The following is a 17,619-nucleotide window of genomic DNA, read 5'->3' as shown; positions in this document are numbered from 1 at the left end:
CGGATGTGCAATCAATGATCGGCACACATATTAGTTTAGACATCTGAGCACCCTGCGGGACCGGGTGCCCCCCATGTCCCATCACAGTGCCAACGCCTTGAGAAGAGCGTCTCTCGCATCCAGGTAATAGTGCAGGGTAATCTTGGCCGCCAGATCATCGGGTAGATCGTTCAACTGTCGTCGACTTCCAATCGGCATCAATATGGTGGCTGCTCCCTTCTCGATCGCGGTTTCCACCACGGCGACAGGATTGAATATCGTCTCTATGGAACCGCCAAGGTTGAGGCCACCTGCAATCGCAAGCCCCCCTTTGAGGCTCTTCTGAAGCAGAGAGGAGCAAAGGGCTAAGAGCACGCCCATACCAACGCCGGACCCGCTTTTTGCGCTGTCAAATGCCCTGAGTTGAATGGAAAATTCGTGCTGTCGCGGATCTCGATCCCCGACCAGCTCGGCTGGGCGAGCATAAAGATTTTGCTCAGCACATCGAACGCTTTCCTTAAAAGCTGCCGGCGCAGGCTGATTCAAGATTTTCACCCCGCCACCGGGTCCTTCCGTGACGTTCACCTGGTAAAGACCAGGATTCTCCTCGCCACCGCCAGGTGCAATAATCCATGCCTGCCCTGGCGGAAGCGGATCGCTGCTAATACTGTTTTCACTGAATAGTTCAGGCGTTGCGACGAACTTTTCCACGCCATCCTCACCCACCGAGTAGCTGAACTGCGTGTTTCGAAATTCGGCGGAACCGATCCGCTTCTGTTGTTCCTTGACGCGTCTACGACATTCCAAAGCGATCCGCAACGCCCACTCAAGTGTGTCATCAGCGATGGGAACATCGGGATTCGGCGACACGAGCTTGATCAGACCGCTGACTGTTTTCTGAACACCCGTAGTATCTCGGCCGCTCAAGGCCCCTCCGAGGTGGACGCGGCCCTGAAATACATTTTGCCGACTCTGTCGACGAAGTTGGTTCCAGCATTCCGAAAGAAAGTCGCTCACAAGGCCGAAGTGGTCAGTCAGCAGTTCGCGATTCACCTTCGGAAGATCCCATCCCGGAAGATATGCGTGGATGCGGTCCATGAACGCGGTGTCGTCACGCATTTCGGCAGGCAAAGGCCCTAGGAGATGCCCGACGCGCTGCTGGTGCTGCACGTCAACATCGAAGTTGCCAACCATGACGACACCGCCGTCGGCTCTAATACTCTCCTTTCCACGGCTGAACTCGCCAGACTCCATATAACCCTTCATGATGTTTACACCATCTTTTTGATCAAACGAGACGCCGGAGATCTCATCGAAGCAGACGACATCGTACTGACAAACCAACCCCCGCTGTCCGTTAGCGTTGTTGACGAACATTCTCGCGACCGTTGCTTTGCCGCCTGATATTAGGTGCGCGTACGGGGAGACTTGCTGGAACAGATGGCTCTTACCGGTTCCTCGAGGTCCCAGTTCAACTAGATTGTAGTTTCGCTCCACAAATGGAACCATGCGCAGCAGCATCATGTCTCGGGCGCGAGGCGTAAGCTTGTCTGGCTCGATCCCCACGCTCCGAACCAGGAAATCCTTCCACTCTTCAATGGAGAATGTATCCCGGCCTTGATACAAAGCTGGCAACACCTCCCGTTTAGATAGCTGTATCTCACGCAACGACTCGATACCGAACGGCCTACCATTCTTTTCTAGAGCGATGATCGGGTCATAAGCAAGCTCGACTTCTGCGTAGAAACCACCGGTCAACATGCGTTCATTGGCATGGACCATCTTCTCGCTGATCCGAACATCCTTAAGTTGCAAGCTTGGCAAAGCAGCCAGGAATGAATCGCTTCCTGCGTCCAGCCGAGCCGTAACAATGTCAATCAGCTTGACGTGCCCTTTGTCTTTCGCACGCGCTTTGAACAGCTCGTGCTCTCCAGCTCGAACAGTCTTCTCGCTCAGTTGCCTCTCTACGATCTTCAGACCTTCTGCGATCTCGACATCGTCCACTGAAGCGCAGTATCGACCTAACAAAAATTCGGCCACATATGTAGGAACCGGATACTGTCCCTTAAACTTTCGAACGAGGTCCTTCCGAACCACATATCCTTCAAACGCCTTTGTCGCGATCGCATCGACGGAATCTAATTGTTGATTCATTTCGCTATTCTCCAATCGTGGTGGCCAACACGTCGACCACCTGCCCGGTCGCATCTAGCAATACGATGACGGCATCTCTGCCGATGTCAGAATCATCCTCCAAGAACGCTGTCGCCTTGCCATCCAAGGTGGTCTCGGGAGCTTGCCGATCCGCAAGTAAAGAACTTCCAGCATCAGATTGTCTGGTGCGCACGTCTACTCGGCATTTCTCGCAGTCGCCAGTAATCTGCACCCTGCATCTCGCCCCCGTCCATTTGGCTTCAACTATCTTCGCTGCTTCCGCGTTGTCGGACGATGCAACAACCCGAATCACTGGCGTCACCATTTCCTGAAGCGAGACGCCGCCGTGCGAGTACTCCGTGGAAGCGCGGAAGCATCCGGCACCTGGTGGCGTTGCGATTGCGACGTTTGGATTCCAATGCCACTGGTACGTAGGCAGCTCCGTCTGGGCGTCGGACTTCATCGATGCGCATCGACCCCAACGATTCTCCGCCAGGAAGGACTTCAACTCCACCTTGGGCAGCCCAAATGGGAGCAAGAGCCAGCCGTGGTCGGTTACAACGATAATTTCCTTCCAACCAATCTTGATGAGTGACCGAATCCGACTCGCGAGATCGCGGACTTCGGTTTCGATGCTCCGCGAAAGCTTCCATCCTTCAGTGTGCCCGCGTTTATCGATCGTACCGGCCTCGGTCCAGGCCGAGCCGGTTGGATCGCCGCTCTCGCCTGGCTTCAGGCATTGCCAACCTCGTCCCGCGAGCGCAGTTATGAATCGGTCCTGTGTGAGCATCTGTCCAGTCGAGGTCAAGCGCGCAGTGAACTGATCCCCCCCTTCCCCACCCTGCACGTCACCCGTTATAGGGGATGCTGCCGGTTTCGCCGTCGCAGTGACAGATGGAATGGTCGACCACTCCCAGTCGATCGCGCATTCAACTCCGCCAGAAGTCAGCATGGCCGCAACCTGCTGAGCGACGTCCATCCGCAAGCCATCTGCAAACAGGACGAGCTTGCCAGGTGTCGGTGATATTGGCTTCGCGCGCTTGGACACCGAACTTCCATTTGAACTGAAAAGTATCTGCAGGTGGCGAGAAGTCGCTTCCAGCCATGGCAGGTAGACAGCGCGCAACGTTCCTAAGAGCGCTGCATGCTGTTCCGGAGTCTCAGATAGTGCCATCGTAGCGAGCGCAGCGGCATCCACACGCCAGCCATCTTTGGCATAGTAAGCCGCGAAAGCGTCCGGCGTGGGAGCGCCAGGTGTGGTTGCACACAACTCGGCCACTTTCGCCAGAGGTTTGAGGGCGGTCGCCAAGGGGCTCAGCCCAAGCTTCTGCCATGCGTAGGCGAGCCGCTCTGAATGATGTGCTTCCAGTTCCATGACCGTACGGATGGCCTCGTCCTGGGATCGATCCTTCAGCGCTTCCAGGGTCTGTCGCAACGACTGTTCTTCGCGTTCGTTCAGAGTCGGCCACACCTCTGGGGAATCGAACATCGTTGGCTTCTTAGGGGTGGCACGCTTCAGCCATTCAACAACTCCCGGGTGATTTGCCGGTGCCTCCGCGAAGCGCTTCCATGCCACATTCCATGTCGTGTCGCGCCCAGCAAGTTGCTTGGCGGCCTCTAGCGGACCTTCGGTTTGAGGATCGAAACGATACTCAGCCTTACAGTTTTCCCGGAAGGCCTTCCATTCAGCCTCAGAGTGTCGCTGCCGAAACGCGTCGGAGTTCCCAAGCCATTGCAGCAACGAACCAGTCGCGTCTGGTGCCACGAGCCCGTTGAAGAACTCTGAATCAAGTCGACGATTGCGAAGATGGCTAACCTGTTCGCTCATCAACGACGGGAGCGCACCGATTAGCGCATCGCGTGTTGCCTGTCCTGTAGCCAATTCGAGGGCTAAGCCGTGCTGTCCGGAGACCAGAAGCGAGTACGGTGTCCACTCACGGGTGGCTGACTGCGCATAGGTGACTCCGCGATATTGCGTCTCAACCAAAGGGTTCAGACTTTGGGGGCAGTCTTCCGCAGCTCGCAGCCTTTCTTGGCTCACCCCCGGCAGGTAGAAGATCGGCGTCGTCCCCTTTTGCGGCGCACCATCAACCACCCCCGCTTCAATACACCGCAGCCACAAAGCTGGGCCGGTGAGCTTTTCAGGGGCGTACTCGCCGAGAATATATATCTCTGGTGCCATCACCTGTAATTCAGGTATCACCGACTCCCATAATCTGTCAGGGTCCGGCCAGAGCACCGCGCAAGGTGCGACCTCATCGCCGGCAGCGAACGCATGGGCCGTATTGCGAAGCAAAGCGACGATGTATTCTGCGAGTGTTGTCATTTCGTCTCACGCGCCTTGCGCTTCGCTTCGTTGGTGTAGTGGCAGTCGTTCCAACGATTGCCATCCGATTCTGTCCCTACACCGGCGAAATCCTGCTCCTTGCCGTCCCAGCCCCAGAACCAGGGATATTCCTTCTGCTCGCGGACGGGTTCCTTGCCGCGATCTTTGTCCCACTTGATCTTCACGCGCTTGCGAAAGATGTCTGCGGTGGCGAAGGGCCGGATATTTATCCGGACGCCGTCATTCAGGTCGGGGTGCCAGCCGATAGCTTGTTTTGAGAGCGGCTTCCAGCGGACGAAGAGGTCGTAGGGTGGCTCGCCTTCGAGAATCAGCTTGAGCTTGGTCTGGAGTTGCTTCGCTGCTTCCAGCCGAGCGTCGCTACCAGGCTCGCCAACATCTACGGCTGCTTGCTGGCGGCGAATCCAGTCGCCGAGATAGGCGTAGGTGAGGGATTCGAGGGTGGCGTAGTTGAGTCGGTGATAGTTAACCAGCGCGCTGAAGCCATTCCTGTTGCCGTCCCAGATGTGCCAGATGAAGGGGCGATGCTGGAAGAGCGCGCAGTGCTGCTCGAAAAAATTGTCGCGCAGCCAGTCGTCAAGCGTCTTGCCGGCATACCCCACCTGTGCGAGCAGATCCTGTTGGAGAGATGCGCTCCAGCCCTCGCCATAGACTTGCGCCAGCAGCCCGCGAAGGCGCTCGGCGGCGGCCGGTTCACCCTTCGTGGCCGAGAGACAGACGACCCCGTCCAAGTCGGACAGCATCTCCAGACCGTCATGTTCGAGCGCTGGGCAATCGGGAAAACTCGAACCTGTCTGACGCGGCCACTGGTAACCGAGCAACCGTGCCACGGCCACATGTAACGTCTGGTCGGAACCTTTGGGATGCCCGTTGAACAACCACTGCGTCGGATCGCTGGAAAACGGCTTCGGCAATCCGTGAGGATATTTCTCCGCCGCCACCTTCTCCCAGTGCGCCATGTCGAAGGGGATTTTGCCCAAGGTGGCGTTGGTGACTTTTAATGCCTGATCAACCTCGCGAACAGCTTCATGAAAATCAGTGGAGGAGCAGAAGCACCAAAGTGCAGGGAGGTGTGCGGGGTCGCGAGGAATAAGGACGGCTGTGTTGTTGTCGAAATGACAGCCATCATAGATTGCTGAGGCGAGCAATCCCATACTGCTGACAGCCACACCCTTCATGCCCCAGACATCTTGTCCTCTACGCCAATTCTGGACCGCATGGTTGGTTCCCTTCATCTCTTCCGCAAAGTGAAACAACTCACCAGAAGCTTTTTGCCAAAAAATCACTGAGCTTATTCCACCATACAATATGGTTTCATTCACCGTGGATTGGAGAAATTCCCAGTCCTCCGAAAGTTCTTGCTGCCAAAAAGTTCGATAAAACCGTTCACCATCGCCTGTCAAGCAGCCGGAAGAATCCAAAGCGAACTCACTCAAAAGACTTGTGCCCTCGCGTTTTCCAAACGCCACTCGCGCGTCCGGATTCTTCAACTGCTCCGCTTGTCGGATGGCTCTTATGTCGTTGGCCCGCAAGGTTTCGGCTTTCTGGAGGGGGATCGTGTCTGCCGAAGCGTCGATTGCGATGAATGAACTCTCCTTCATTGGGATATCACCGCTCAAGATCAGTAGGGATGTGTTCACAACTTCGCCTGTGATGGTTTCGAACGCTCCCGATCCGAGACGTGCGACTAACTCCCATGTAACATTCGTGAGCAAGCGTTGTCGGTGTTTCTTGTAGCTACCCAGAAAAAGCCAGTTTTGAGGAGTAACCAATGACGTGGATCCTGAATCTTTTTCGCAAAAGTCCAAGCACCGTTCCAAAAGACAATTGGCTAGATCCGCTTTTGCCTCAGAGTGAAAGCGTTCACAGTAATCCTTGAGCACGTCATCTTGCTTCCGTAGACCCAGGTAAGGCACGTTTGTCGCGACGAGCGTGAACTCGAGGGCGAGAATCTCCGCCGCCTTGGCCAGGCCGCGCGCGGTCACGACCATTTCATGCGCGGTGTCGTCCTTCGTTTCCTGCTCCAGCGCCTTGTCCAGTAGGGGCTGAAGTTCATGGAATGCGGCGATGAGTAGATCACCCTCGGCTGCGCGCGGGTTGATGAGGCTGCCCAGCACGGGGGCGTCTTTGAACAATCGGTAGAGCCGTGCCATCCCGTTCTTGAGCTTCTCGCTGTCCCCGGCTAGCGCCACCCAGTCGGCTTCGCGGGCGTTTGGCGCCAGTCCCGAGCACGCAAGATTCATCGCGGGCAACGAGCAGTGCCCGACCGATCGCCATGCCGTCAGTGCCAAATTGAAGGCCGCAATCTGGGTGCAGCGCGGGTCGATCTCAAGCCCGAACACGTTTTCGCGAATGACTGCTGTCACAGCTTCCGGTGCATCCAGCGTCTCTTCCGCCATCCGCAGGGCGACTATGCGCTCGAAGATCGCGACGACAAAGTGCCCGCTACCCATGCAAGGATCGAGGCACGTCACTTCCTTCGCGGTCTTCGGCCAACCCGCGAATGTTCCGGCTGCGGGCGCCCACTTGCCGTCGTCACCCTTGATGAATCGCAGATAGCTCCACGGGCATCCGGGTAACGCCACGGCGGCGCGAAGCTCACTTTCACTCTGTGCCGTCTCCGCAAGTGCTGGATTCGCAGCCAGCGATTTACCGGCGTGCCATGCGCCCAGAGTGTTATCGAGAAGAAAGTCCACCATGTAATCTTCGGTGAACAACTGCGTGACCGCCGGCAGCTCATCCGCGCCAATCTTGTTGCCCGCAGCGTTGACCTCGTCCTTACGCTCAGCCTGCCAGAACTGATAGCACCAGCCGATGGAGTCACCAACGGTGAAGACCTCCGCCGGCAACCCGGTGACGAGTTGAATGAGCGGTTTGCGATTCTCAGCGGGCAACTCAACGGCACCGGCGGGGTCATCGGCTCGAAAGATCTCCGGCAGTTCATTCGCGGCAAAGCGAGCCGCCACAGCCCACGAATCCTTCAGCCCCAGCGCAGGCGCAAGCTCCTCACAGTCGTCCAGCGAGACGGAAACGCCGTGTTGGGGGGAGATGAGGAGATTGTTCTCCACCAGATAGCGAGCGAAGAGCAGCCGATGCCACTGGTCATAGGCCAGCTTCTCAACCAGATGCTTGATCTCACAGGAACCGGGCTCACCCAGTACCTCTTTGTCGCCAAGCTGAGCCGCCTGCGCACGGAGTCTACGCCGCAGCTCAATCTGCGAGGCATTCATGTAGGCGTATGGTTCGGACTCGTGTACCGCAAGGGCTTCAAGGGCTTTGCGAGCACCCGCCGCCGCAACTTTACGAGCTTGCTTTACGGCAGATTCCAGTTGACGACGTAGCGGGGTAGGCAGACTGCTCATAGGATGACCGTGCCCTCTTTCAGCTTCTCTTCAATCTTCTGCCGTGCATCGTTGAGCCACCGGTCGAGATCTCCCTCGTTGCGAATCGTCGCGCCGGCGAGAACGACCTTTTGCGCTTTCGGCTCAAGTAGTCGACTCGCCTCTTCCAGCGCTCGGGAAAATCTCTGCGGAACGGCATCCAGCATATTGCGCCGATCAGAAAGTGTCCGCGAAAAAAGCGCAGACAGAACCTCATCGTCGCTCCCAACAGCCTCCTTGGGAGGAGCCTTAAGCTGGAAGGTTGAATGGAGCTGGTTACGCTGCTCCTCAGAAATCCCGGTCCATGCCGATGACGCTGCGAGCATGGCTTCACCGGTGCTGAATGCCGTCACAAGATCGTCTTGCAGCTTTCCGACCGCTGTCCGTAGTGCACTGACAAGCTGCTTGGAAAGTTCAGGACCCGGATCAGGATCGGCCAGCAGTGACCGGTCAGAGATAATCCCGTTCATTGATGCAGTGCAGGCGTCGGCTCCTGGGAGGCCCTTAGCAAACTCACGGAGCTGGACCAGCCGCTCCCACACGGGCCAACGCTTCGTAATGGCTTCCGAATGTTTCTTCCAAGTGACGAGGGCGGCAGCAAGAGCATCCTTCTGTTCATGAATCTTTAGGAGTTGCGCATTGCCACTCAGGGTCTGGAGAGACTTCACGTCTTTCGTATCGGGTGATTCTGGACGCGGTGCGGTGCCACCGGCCGCCGCTGCCAGCTCAGTCAGCTTCTGCAGGAATTGACCGGCAGCCTCTGACTCTTTGCCGTTTTGTGTGGTGATGCCGGCCTTCTGGAAAAGCGCCTTCAAATTAAGCCGCTGTTGAACATCCAGCGGCGGGACGTCCACATAGAAGTGGGCGACGCCGATCTGGTTCTGCGGAAGCGACACATTCGCAGGCAGGCCATTGTAGGTAGCTCGTAGATTGCCCGCTACCATCAAGGCAAAGAGTGCACCATTGATCGCCTGGTCGGGCCAACCAAAGGGTGCGGAGCCAAAGTACTCTCGGATGTCTTTCCCTTTCTTGCCAGAACCAATGAAGTCTTGTACCCGCCGACAGACGGGATTCTTGGTAGTCTCTCCAACGTATCCGACCTGAGAGAGTGCGCCTGGATCACCCGCACGGGCGCGACTAACCACTTGACCCCAGTTCGCGTGGTCGGCTTCGGAGAACTGCGGAAAGAGCCTGTCTAACGCGTTGTTCGCAGCCAACTGAGCTCTGTCAGCTAACTCGATGCCGTCGGCCTCTTGACCACCTCCGAGATACACCTTCGCGCTTCCCGCGATGCGACCCAGCATGTCCTTAATTCGATGGGTCGCAACAGCTAAGTGTGTCTCGACTGCCTTGCGGGCCTCCGTCGCTTCGGGAGTGCTGGCCGGTCCATGGGCGTCCAGAGTCTCCTGGGCGGCAAGCTGAGCGGCAATAGCCTGGCGAAGTTCCTCATGATGCAGACGCGGCAGAAAGCCAAAGAGCAGCGCACTGTCTACGCCAGCAGCACGGGCATCGTTCAATACCGACGCGGGCTCGTCGCTCCATCCGTCACGCAGCCATAGCGTAACGTCGTCGTTATTTGAAGCCGGGCGACTGGATGAAAGCTCGCTTGTGAGTTTGCGAGGCTGGCGGGATGTCCCTTGCTGGAGCGACACAGGCTTGAGAGCCTGTTTGACGCCCTCCCGGAGTAACTCAACCCGCCTGGAGTTGATGCGTTGCTCATCGCCCAGGACAGCTGTACGGCGACGGTTGAAATCCTGAGTCCAGAGCACGCCTTCACGGGTTTGTAGGCGGTATTCGGATTCGACGTCCATCAGATTGCCAGAATCCACCAGCTGCTCGAGCAAGACAGGAATTTGCTGCTCCAGCTTTGGGCGATCAGTCTTCAGATCACTCACAAGCAGATCAACCAGCGTCTCCGCACTGGCCCGAACTCCATCATCGGCACCTGGGGTACGCGGAAGCTTGCCGATCAGGAAAATCAATGCGCAGAGGCTGGAGCGAAGCTCTCCTTCAGCGGTTCCATTCCGCTGCTTGCGAATGATCTCATCGTATTCACGCTCCAATTCACCCGAATTGAGCAAGTCAGTGGAGATTTGATCATAGATAAAGTCTGCTGGGACCACGGTTCCAACCTTAGCCGCTGCCGTCTGCTTGGTTGCCTCGAAAACGATTTGCAGTTGGGAACGAAGCTGGGCCTTCGTGCCCGAATGATCCGTGTTGCGAAGCACCTTTTCCCAGAACCGGCGCCGTGTCGGCAACAGTGGATAATCAGCGACTAGAAATTGGTCGTCATCTCGATTCGCAGCAAACCGAGTGTTCTGAAGATGCCGAGCGAGTTCGCCCGCACTAGCCTCAAAGGTCTCCCTGATTAATGGATCGAGCTCCGGCTTCTTGCGCAATACTGTTTTGCGTATGACGCTCTCAACGTCAGTATCTGACAATTGAACACGCACAGCGAATCGAGCTTGAAGTCGCTGTAGGCTGGGCGTCGTATTCAGAGCAGACTGTCCCGTGCCAATCAGAAGAAGCCGCTGATTCAATTCAGTGCAGCAATGCTCAGCGATCTCCTGCACATCCATCGCTCGTTGAATATTTTCACCAATAAATTGCTGAATTTCATCGACGACCAAGAGCGTACAAGGAAGACCGTTCTTATCGCTGAATACCTGCTTGATGAAGTCAAGTGCTTGGGCAATCGTAGGTGATGAAATCTCTGGAAATCCGTTTGGTAACCATTGCTGAACATTGGCGACCGTTTCATATTTCGGTTCAGCAGACAGGATTGCTTGCGCGAGAGGCAAGGAGTAATTAAGGTTTACAACCTCTTCCATCAAATCAAGTCCGTGCTCTTTGAGCGCCTGCGCCACCCGCAACTCTAGGCCCGACGATCGCAACCAGAGTACAAACTTCGCCTGGGCAAGATCTTCGGGAAGTCCAACCGATCTAAGTATTAGCTGAACGAATGCGAGTCGCACATTGTTCATGGAGCCAGCTCCAAGAGTGCCGGCAGCCGCTCGCAAACCTCCAAAAGGTTTGCTACGAGTAGAGAGCTCCTTGAGTAGATCACTGATCTCGGGGGGAACCCTAACTAGCGAACGGGCAGTAGCGCCGTCCGGAAACGAATAGTCTGTCCACAGGTAACGGAGCATCTTAACTAGGTGTGATTTGCCACTGCCGAAGAAGCCGCTGACCCACACAGCTTTTTGCTCTGAGCGCCCAAGTCCGTCGAGATAGGCTCTGAGAATTCTCTCCATCCCCTTGGCGTATTCCCCGTCACAGACGAACGACTCCAATTCAAAACGCAAGGTCCTGAGCTGTCGCTGGTCATCGCCGAACTCGGAAACTTTCGAGACGCCGTTGTTAAGAAGCTCAATTGTTGTCGGGTCACGGAAGTAAAGTTCACGATTGATCATGGATTGATGAAACTCTCCGTCGAGGTAATGGGTACAGCCATGTAGTTGAAGCCGTCACGTGCATCCATGAATCGGTAAACGTTGCCAGCGTACTCTCCCGGGAAGAAGACGAGGAGCCGCCCCGGAACAATGTCTTCTACGGCTTCGATCAAGCTAGATACGCGCATCAAGTCAAACAAAGAGGCTAGACCTGTGAGGGCGATAACGCTGCTAGCCGGGGCTTCAGCAATCGAACATGCGTCCTTTATCAGAGCGCAGGCGCGCTTTTCAATGACATTCCCAATCCGCAGATGCTGGGGTTGCTTAAAGATCTCATCTCGGTATCGGTGCGAAGCGAGAAACTTTGGCATCAGCTGTGTGAAGTCAACTGGATTCCATGTGTGGTCTGCTTCAAGCGTAGTCGTTTCGAATTGTGGCAAGCGTGCTCGCAGACGGCGCTCTTCGGCAGGCGGGTACACGGCAAACCAAACACGTTGCGCTCCTGCCATGTTCGCCGACCAAGGCAGCCGAACGTGACGCGCGTAGTTTGCGAATAGATAATCTACAGCACTCATGAAAGTTTCCCCACACAGTCAGCTAGTAACGGAAAGCTCAATTCCACGACCTCACCAACTGCTCTTAGGTTAAGAAGACCCGCTCGATGAGCTTCCAAGCCGAATCTCTTGGCCCGTTCGGAGCTAAGATCAAGGAGGCGGCACCATGGATTCGAGAAAACCTCAGCACCGTGGTAGCCAGCTATATCGCCGAGGAATAGGGCCATTGCGGCGGATACTGCCGTGGGTTGAATCAGCTGTCGAATCTTGACTGTCCGCCCTCTCAAGTGACCGGATTGGGTCCATGACGATGAGGCGTTACGGGCAATCTTGTTCCGATTGAGAAGCGAGTATTGATTCGGGTAGCTCATTTCGACCGCATCTGCCAAGAATCTTGTCTCGACTCGTTCTCCGTCCGGAGTTCCAAGCACAGGTGATGTTGTAGCTCTTAGAAGCGGGTCTCTAGCCCAAGCAACCTGAACTGCAAGCAGGGGCAGACTCGTCGCATCAATTCCGTGAAGCTTACGCAATAGCCGAAACAGAGGAGTTGATTCTTCAAGTCCGTAGAGTTCGCGCAAATGTCTTAGCGACTTGTGGCGAGTGCTATCGGTGGCCTTCCCGAGAATATTGCGTTGGAGAACCGCGGCACGATAGATCGAACTTACTGTGCCAAAAGGAATAGCATCTAGAACTGCTACAAGCTCCTTGAGCATCAGAGTTCTACTTATGTGTGCTCCGCCTGCCGTGAACTTGAACCCAAATTTGACCAAAGCCGATGAGTCGATCGGGAAGCCAAAGCGTTCGCTCTCTCGTGATCGCGTCCTACCATTGTTCGCTGAAGCGGCTTCGGGCACTGTGCCGCGGTTCTCTATGCCATCTACTTCCGTCACGTCCCCCTCCCTTCCGCTTTGGTAAACCACTATCCTACCCGCCCTGGCCTCGACCTAAGCAGAAGGTGCTTTGAGTGGAAGACTGACAGCCGTGAACACTGATAAGGCTTACTAATCACCCGATCAGATCGCGACTGAAGAATGGTTAATTTGAACCCATTTTTCGACGACTGAGCGAAACTCGTTTGCCCTTTCCACAATCTCCTCCGCTTCGGTATCGGTTGCTACCGATGAAGTCATATAGTCGATAACATTGCGCTTTCGGCGACATGTCTCGAAGTAATCAGCGAGCGAAGTGGCTTCGCTGCCGACGGCAACTGCGACAGCTTCAAACGTCACTTTGTGATGCCCAGATCTCGCACTGACTCTGTAACCGGAACAGGCGATCACTATTGTTGCTGCCTGCAGGGCTGCGTTATAGGCCGTCGCAAATCGCCGATCTGCCGACAGCGCGACCACAGAGGCGTCAGCAAGATCACGTGCGATCAAAGCACGAAGATTGTCGATTTCCTGTTTGCTGGTCTGGTGCGTCTTGACGTCACCCTTAGCCAGCCACTGCTGCCAACTCGTCATCATTGCCTTTCACAAACTCTTTTGCGCCGCGCAGCACTGCTGTTAAGAAGTGATCGTGGTTCCGTGCTTTCGTCTTGAACTCCTTGGACGAATACACGGTAGGGTTGACTGGCCTTCCTAATCGTCGTTCCGCTCGTCTCAGCGACGGGACCAAATCCGACAAGCCCACATCCCCTACAATCATGAGGTCCACGTCGCTCTCTGACGATTCTTCGGACCGCGCCGTCGAGCCATAAAGGAAGGCCAGTTGGATACGCTCGCCGAAGGCTTCCACCTCTTCACGAAGAATGGGGACTAGCCCTGCGGTCTTTTCAAGGAGACCTTTGAGGTCAGAGAAGACGGGTGAATTTGTATCCGCCTGGAAGTACACCCGACGCCCGTCTTTGGTCTGTTCTAAGAGTCCTGCTCTGCTCAAGGCCTCAACCTCCCTCTGAAGACTTGAGGGCTGCGTCCCCAAATGCTGAGCCAACTCCGTGAGGAACCAGCGCTTCTCAGGCTGGAGCAGCAAGGCCGCGAGGATCTTCGCCCGGATCTCCGGGAAGAGAGCGTCGAGAATGGGAGAGGTACGCATACTGCGTAAATAATTACGCGATTAGCGTATTATGTCAAGGAGCGGGAGAGCTGCACTCTACTAAAGGGTCTGAGTCGTCGGTCTCTCAAAGTCACCAAACTCGTCCGATAGTTTGAAACATCTGTCATGTAAAAAAATATTGACCACCAACTTGTCCACGTAATCCGTACTTCCTCTAATTCCCCCAAAGTGTCCTTGATAATCTCACTTCTCTACCTTCTGCATCGGCAAGTGATTCCATTTCAGTCAGACCAGGCGACTTACAGATACGAAGCATCCTCATGGGACAGAAACGCATCCGTTCACGAGAAGAGTTGTGCACCCGAGGAGAACAGCATGCCGATTCCTGAGACTGGTCAGGTCGTCCGCCTTGAAAACATCGAAGGCCAACTTATTGTAAAAGCGGTCAATGAGAAGGCGCAGACGGTTGAGCTTGTCTCAGCGTACGGTAATTCGCATTCGCTCGAAAGCGTTCCGGTAGCTGATCTGTTGCCCGGAGAAGATCTCTCAGCCGGTTGACGTTAGTTCGATCTCGTAAAAATCAGGAAACTGGACGTCCGTGCGCAGATCGTAGGCGCTCAGCTTCGTCTAGGATTCGTGCTGCCATCTTTGTCTTCGAACTGAGGACGAGTTCGGTCGTGCTCTCTGGAGTGAGGAACCATCCTGCATTGCGATCCGAGTCAAAGCCCGTCTGTGTCCCTGAGACGTCGTTCAGAACCAGTGCGTCTACGCCCTTTCGTGCAAGTTTGGCACGCCCGTTGGCAAGCACGTCCTCGGTTTCTGCCGCAAAGCCGATCACGAGGGTCTGTGGATTTCGCCTCTTGACGATCTCCTGGAGAATGTCTGTTGTTGGTTCCAGCTGCAGGGTGCGTGGGCCATTCCGCTTAAGCTTCTCAGTCGCAGTTTCCGCCATACGATAGTCGCTGACCGCAGCCGCCATGATGACAATGCTGGCCTCGGCGAGGTGATCCATTACAGCGGAAAGCATCTCTTCGGAGGTGGTAACCGGAATGAGCTCGCATCCTTCCGGCAGAGGCAACGATGCAGGTGCACTAATCAGCACAACGCGCGCGCCGCGACATCGAGCCTTTGCCGCGAGAGCGTAACCCATCTTGCCGCTGGAACGATTTCCAATGTAGCGGACGGGATCGATCGGCTCGCGGGTTCCGCCCGCTGTCACAAGAACAGTTTCACCGGCGAGCTCATCGGTCTTCTCCGATGCTGTTGTATTCGAGAGAGCGTCTGCAACCGCAGCCACGATGGTGTTCTCTTCCGCGAGTCTTCCTCCTCCTACCATCCCGCAGGCAAGATAACCGCTGGCGGGTTCAACGATGCGCACGCCGCGCTTCTGCAGCGCAAGCAGATTTGCCTGAGTAGCAGGGTGCTGCCACATGTTCACGTTCATTGCCGGGGCGACGATCACAGGGGCCGTGGTGGCTAGGTACATCGTCGTAAGAAAATCATCCGCGATGCCATGTGCAAATTTTGCAAGGACATCGGCGGTTGCCGGAACGACAATGAGGGCTGCTGTCGTCTGAGCCTCATCGATATGCTCGATTCCGGAGACCTCTCCTCCTGAAGCACCGGCATCTTCGCTCCAGAGACTGGAGATCACCTTATGGCCGGTGATGGCGGCGAAGGTCAGGGGTTGCACGAATCGCTCCGCAGCCTGTGTCATCACGACGTGGGGATCGAAACCTGCATCCTGCAGTTGGCGAACGACTTCGACGGCCTTGTAGGCAGCGATTCCGCCCGCAACTCCCACTGTCACCTTTATTCGTTCGACAGCCATTCGGACGCCTCCCCTCTATATATACGCCTCTGTCAGGGCCAGGTGGTACCTCCGGCAGCCTAGCGAATAGCAGCCATCGCGGCGCGGAAGAGGGTTTCGAAGTCTTCGGCTGCTGCCGGGTTCTTCTCGATGGAGGTCTCGATCGCCTTCTGCGCGACAGGCCGGGGATAGCCCAGATTGACCAGGGCGGAGAGAGCGTCGTCTCCGACCGGCCCATGGTGCGGTCCGGTCGAAGCAGTCATAGGAACAGCCATGTCATCGAGCTTGTCTTTCAGCTCCAGCACGACGCGCTCGGCGGTCTTTTTCCCGATGCCGGGAATCTTGGTCAATGTGGCATGATCGCCCCCGCGGATTGCGGCAACGAGTCTTTCGGAGGAGATCCCACTGAGAACAGTAATTGCGAGCTTTGGACCGATGCCACTTATGGTCAACAGCCTCTCGAAGAGGCGCTTCTCCTGGATCTCGGCGAAGCCGAAGAGAGCAATCTGGTCCTCACGGACATGAGTGTGGATGAAAAGTTTGGCTTCAGCGCCTTCCGCCGGAAGATCGGAGAAGGTCGCGACTGAGATGCTGACGTCGTAGCCCACGCCGTTGCAATCGACAACAGCTTGGTTGGGAGTCTTCGAGAGCAGGCGTCCACGCAGATGAGCGATCATGCTTGAGAGATTGTAACTGTTAAGCAGCTACCCTCTGCCGCTTCAACTTTCGTTCTTCGATCTCCGGCAGCAGACCCGTGAGCAGGCCGAGAGCGGGAAGATACGCGCAGAGGTGATAGACGAAGAAGATTCCTTTCGCATCTGCGAGTTTGCCCAGGACCGCCGCCCCGATTCCGCCCATACCGAAGGCTACTCCAAAGAAGAGGCCGGAGATCATACCGACGCGGCCGGGCAGGAGCTCCTGCGCGTAGACCAGAATGGCCGAGAAGGCCGAGGCGATGACGAAGCCGATGACGAAGCTCAGAACGCCGGTCCAGAAGAGATTGGCATAAGGAAGGATGAGCGTGAACGGAAGCACGCCGAGGATGGAGATCCAGATGACGAGCTTGCGTCCGTAACGGTCGCCTGCGGAGCCTCCGATTAGGGTTCCTGCAGCCACTGCGGCGAGGAAGAGGAAGAGGAGGATCTGCGAGGTCTGTACAGAGACGTGGAAGCGCTGGATGAGGTAGAAGGTGTAGTAGCTTGTGAGGCTGGCGAGATAGAAGTACTTCGAAAAGATGAGCGCGATCAGGACGGCGATGGAAAGGGTGATTCGGCCGCGTGAGAGATGAAGCGTGGAATAGTGTTCTTCCGTCTTTTTACCGGCGGATTCAGCCTGCCTCGCCTTGTACCAGCGGCCAACACGCAGAAGCACCGCGATTCCGACGATGGCCGGAAGTGCGAACCATACCATTCCCTTTTGCCCTTGCGGAAGAACAATGAAGGCGGCGAGCAAAGGCCCGATGGCGGAACCGGTGTTCCCGCCGACCTGGAAGAAGGACTGGGCGAAGCCGTGCTTCCCTCCCGACGCCATGCGGGCGATGCGCGAGGATTCGGGATGGAAGATCGCCGAACCGACGCCGACCAGCGACGAAGCAATCAACAGCCAGGTGAAGGTGGGAGCCACGGCCAGAAGGATGAGGCCGATGAGGGTAAAGGTCATGCCGATGGAAAGGGCGTAAGGCTTGGGGCGAGCATCGGTGAACTGACCGATCATGGGCTGGAGCAGCGAGGCGACCACCTGATAGGTGAGGGTGAGCAGGCCCAGATGAGTGAAATCCAGATGGAACGAGCTCTTGAGGATGGGATAGATCGCGGGCAACAGCGACTGCACCATGTCATTGAGCAGGTGGCAGAAACTAATGGCGGCAAGCACTCGAAAGAGCGTCCGCGAAGGTCCGTTCAGCGGTGGAGCCTCGCTTTGGGGCACAGGCTCGGTCACATCGGCTGCGGGAAAAGTAGCTGAGATGGAGGTCTCGCTCATAGAAGTCGTCTTTCAGTGTAACTTTCAGATG

At 56.2% G+C, this 17,619-nt stretch carries 11 protein-coding genes; 1 reads left to right on the top strand and 10 read right to left on the bottom strand.

Annotated elements, in window-relative coordinates; all coding sequences use genetic code 11:
• Positions 1 to 81 precede the first annotated feature (81 nt).
• The 7 genes from brxL to AC5S26_RS02630 all read right to left on the bottom strand — a co-directional run bounded on the left by brxL (position 82) and on the right by AC5S26_RS02630 (position 13,837).
• Positions 82 to 2,133 carry a BREX system Lon protease-like protein BrxL gene (gene brxL, locus AC5S26_RS02660; RefSeq protein WP_494183302.1) on the bottom strand — a complete coding sequence of 684 codons (2,052 nt, stop codon included), beginning with the start codon at positions 2,131 to 2,133 and terminating at the stop codon, positions 82 to 84.
• Between the two features lie 4 nt (positions 2,134 to 2,137).
• Complete coding sequence (pglZ, locus tag AC5S26_RS02655) at positions 2,138 to 4,459, bottom strand: BREX-1 system phosphatase PglZ type B (RefSeq protein WP_494183301.1); 2,322 nt, start codon at positions 4,457 to 4,459, stop codon at positions 2,138 to 2,140.
• Positions 4,456 to 7,839, bottom strand: coding sequence for an Eco57I restriction-modification methylase domain-containing protein (locus tag AC5S26_RS02650; RefSeq protein ID WP_494183300.1), 3,384 nt, complete (start codon positions 7,837 to 7,839; stop codon positions 4,456 to 4,458). Before AC5S26_RS02650 ends, pglZ begins: the two co-directional genes overlap by 4 nt.
• Positions 7,836 to 11,270, bottom strand: a complete 3,435-nt coding sequence (brxC, locus tag AC5S26_RS02645; protein ID WP_494183299.1) for a BREX system P-loop protein BrxC — start codon at positions 11,268 to 11,270, stop codon at positions 7,836 to 7,838. The genes AC5S26_RS02650 and brxC overlap by 4 nt, the downstream gene beginning before the upstream one ends.
• Positions 11,267 to 11,824 (bottom strand): BREX protein BrxB domain-containing protein, encoded by a 558-nt coding sequence (locus AC5S26_RS02640; protein ID WP_494183298.1) that lies wholly within the window; start codon positions 11,822 to 11,824, stop codon positions 11,267 to 11,269. The genes brxC and AC5S26_RS02640 overlap by 4 nt, the downstream gene beginning before the upstream one ends.
• 992 nt (positions 11,825 to 12,816) lie before the next feature.
• Positions 12,817 to 13,269 (bottom strand): SAV_6107 family HEPN domain-containing protein, encoded by a 453-nt coding sequence (locus AC5S26_RS02635; protein WP_494183297.1) that lies wholly within the window; start codon positions 13,267 to 13,269, stop codon positions 12,817 to 12,819.
• Positions 13,238 to 13,837, bottom strand: coding sequence for a nucleotidyltransferase domain-containing protein (locus AC5S26_RS02630; protein WP_494183296.1), 600 nt, complete (start codon positions 13,835 to 13,837; stop codon positions 13,238 to 13,240). The genes AC5S26_RS02635 and AC5S26_RS02630 overlap by 32 nt, the downstream gene beginning before the upstream one ends.
• 336 nt (positions 13,838 to 14,173) lie before the next feature.
• On the opposite strand from AC5S26_RS02630, the gene AC5S26_RS02625 reads away from it, so the two are divergent.
• Positions 14,174 to 14,356, top strand: coding sequence for a hypothetical protein (locus AC5S26_RS02625; protein ID WP_494183295.1), 183 nt, complete (start codon positions 14,174 to 14,176; stop codon positions 14,354 to 14,356).
• A 22-nt stretch (positions 14,357 to 14,378) separates the two neighbouring features.
• On the opposite strand, the gene coaBC is transcribed toward AC5S26_RS02625, so the two are convergent.
• From coaBC to AC5S26_RS02610, 3 genes are read right to left on the bottom strand one after another with little or no spacing between them, the layout of a single operon-like run.
• Positions 14,379 to 15,629 (bottom strand): bifunctional phosphopantothenoylcysteine decarboxylase/phosphopantothenate--cysteine ligase CoaBC, encoded by a 1,251-nt coding sequence (coaBC, locus tag AC5S26_RS02620; protein WP_494183294.1) that lies wholly within the window; start codon positions 15,627 to 15,629, stop codon positions 14,379 to 14,381.
• Between the two features lie 59 nt (positions 15,630 to 15,688).
• Complete coding sequence (ruvA, locus tag AC5S26_RS02615) at positions 15,689 to 16,285, bottom strand: Holliday junction branch migration protein RuvA (RefSeq protein ID WP_494183293.1); 597 nt, start codon at positions 16,283 to 16,285, stop codon at positions 15,689 to 15,691.
• Between the two features lie 19 nt (positions 16,286 to 16,304).
• Positions 16,305 to 17,588 (bottom strand): MFS transporter, encoded by a 1,284-nt coding sequence (locus AC5S26_RS02610; protein WP_494183292.1) that lies wholly within the window; start codon positions 17,586 to 17,588, stop codon positions 16,305 to 16,307.
• Between the last annotated feature and the right edge of the window lie 31 nt (positions 17,589 to 17,619).

The organism is Edaphobacter sp. FHG110511_03, assembly GCF_059115365.1.
Note: the sequence above shows the minus strand (reverse complement) of the source record. Positions and strands in the feature narration are given on the sequence as shown.

What these genes read in the sequence shown, in the direction of transcription:
- AC5S26_RS02630 (WP_494183296.1), bottom strand. Translation starts at nt 13,837, where the DNA reads ATGCGTACCTCTCCCATTCTCGACGCTCTCTTCCCGGAGATCCGGGCG.
- coaBC (WP_494183294.1), bottom strand. Translation starts at nt 15,629, where the DNA reads ATGGCTGTCGAACGAATAAAGGTGACAGTGGGAGTTGCGGGCGGAATC.
- brxL (WP_494183302.1), bottom strand. Translation starts at nt 2,133, where the DNA reads ATGAATCAACAATTAGATTCCGTCGATGCGATCGCGACAAAGGCGTTT.
- AC5S26_RS02640 (WP_494183298.1), bottom strand. Translation starts at nt 11,824, where the DNA reads ATGAGTGCTGTAGATTATCTATTCGCAAACTACGCGCGTCACGTTCGG.
- brxC (WP_494183299.1), bottom strand. Translation starts at nt 11,270, where the DNA reads ATGATCAATCGTGAACTTTACTTCCGTGACCCGACAACAATTGAGCTT.
- AC5S26_RS02635 (WP_494183297.1), bottom strand. Translation starts at nt 13,269, where the DNA reads ATGATGACGAGTTGGCAGCAGTGGCTGGCTAAGGGTGACGTCAAGACG.
- ruvA (WP_494183293.1), bottom strand. Translation starts at nt 16,285, where the DNA reads ATGATCGCTCATCTGCGTGGACGCCTGCTCTCGAAGACTCCCAACCAA.
- pglZ (WP_494183301.1), bottom strand. Translation starts at nt 4,459, where the DNA reads ATGACAACACTCGCAGAATACATCGTCGCTTTGCTTCGCAATACGGCC.
- AC5S26_RS02610 (WP_494183292.1), bottom strand. Translation starts at nt 17,588, where the DNA reads ATGAGCGAGACCTCCATCTCAGCTACTTTTCCCGCAGCCGATGTGACC.
- AC5S26_RS02625 (WP_494183295.1), top strand. Translation starts at nt 14,174, where the DNA reads ATGCCGATTCCTGAGACTGGTCAGGTCGTCCGCCTTGAAAACATCGAA.
- AC5S26_RS02650 (WP_494183300.1), bottom strand. Translation starts at nt 7,839, where the DNA reads ATGAGCAGTCTGCCTACCCCGCTACGTCGTCAACTGGAATCTGCCGTA.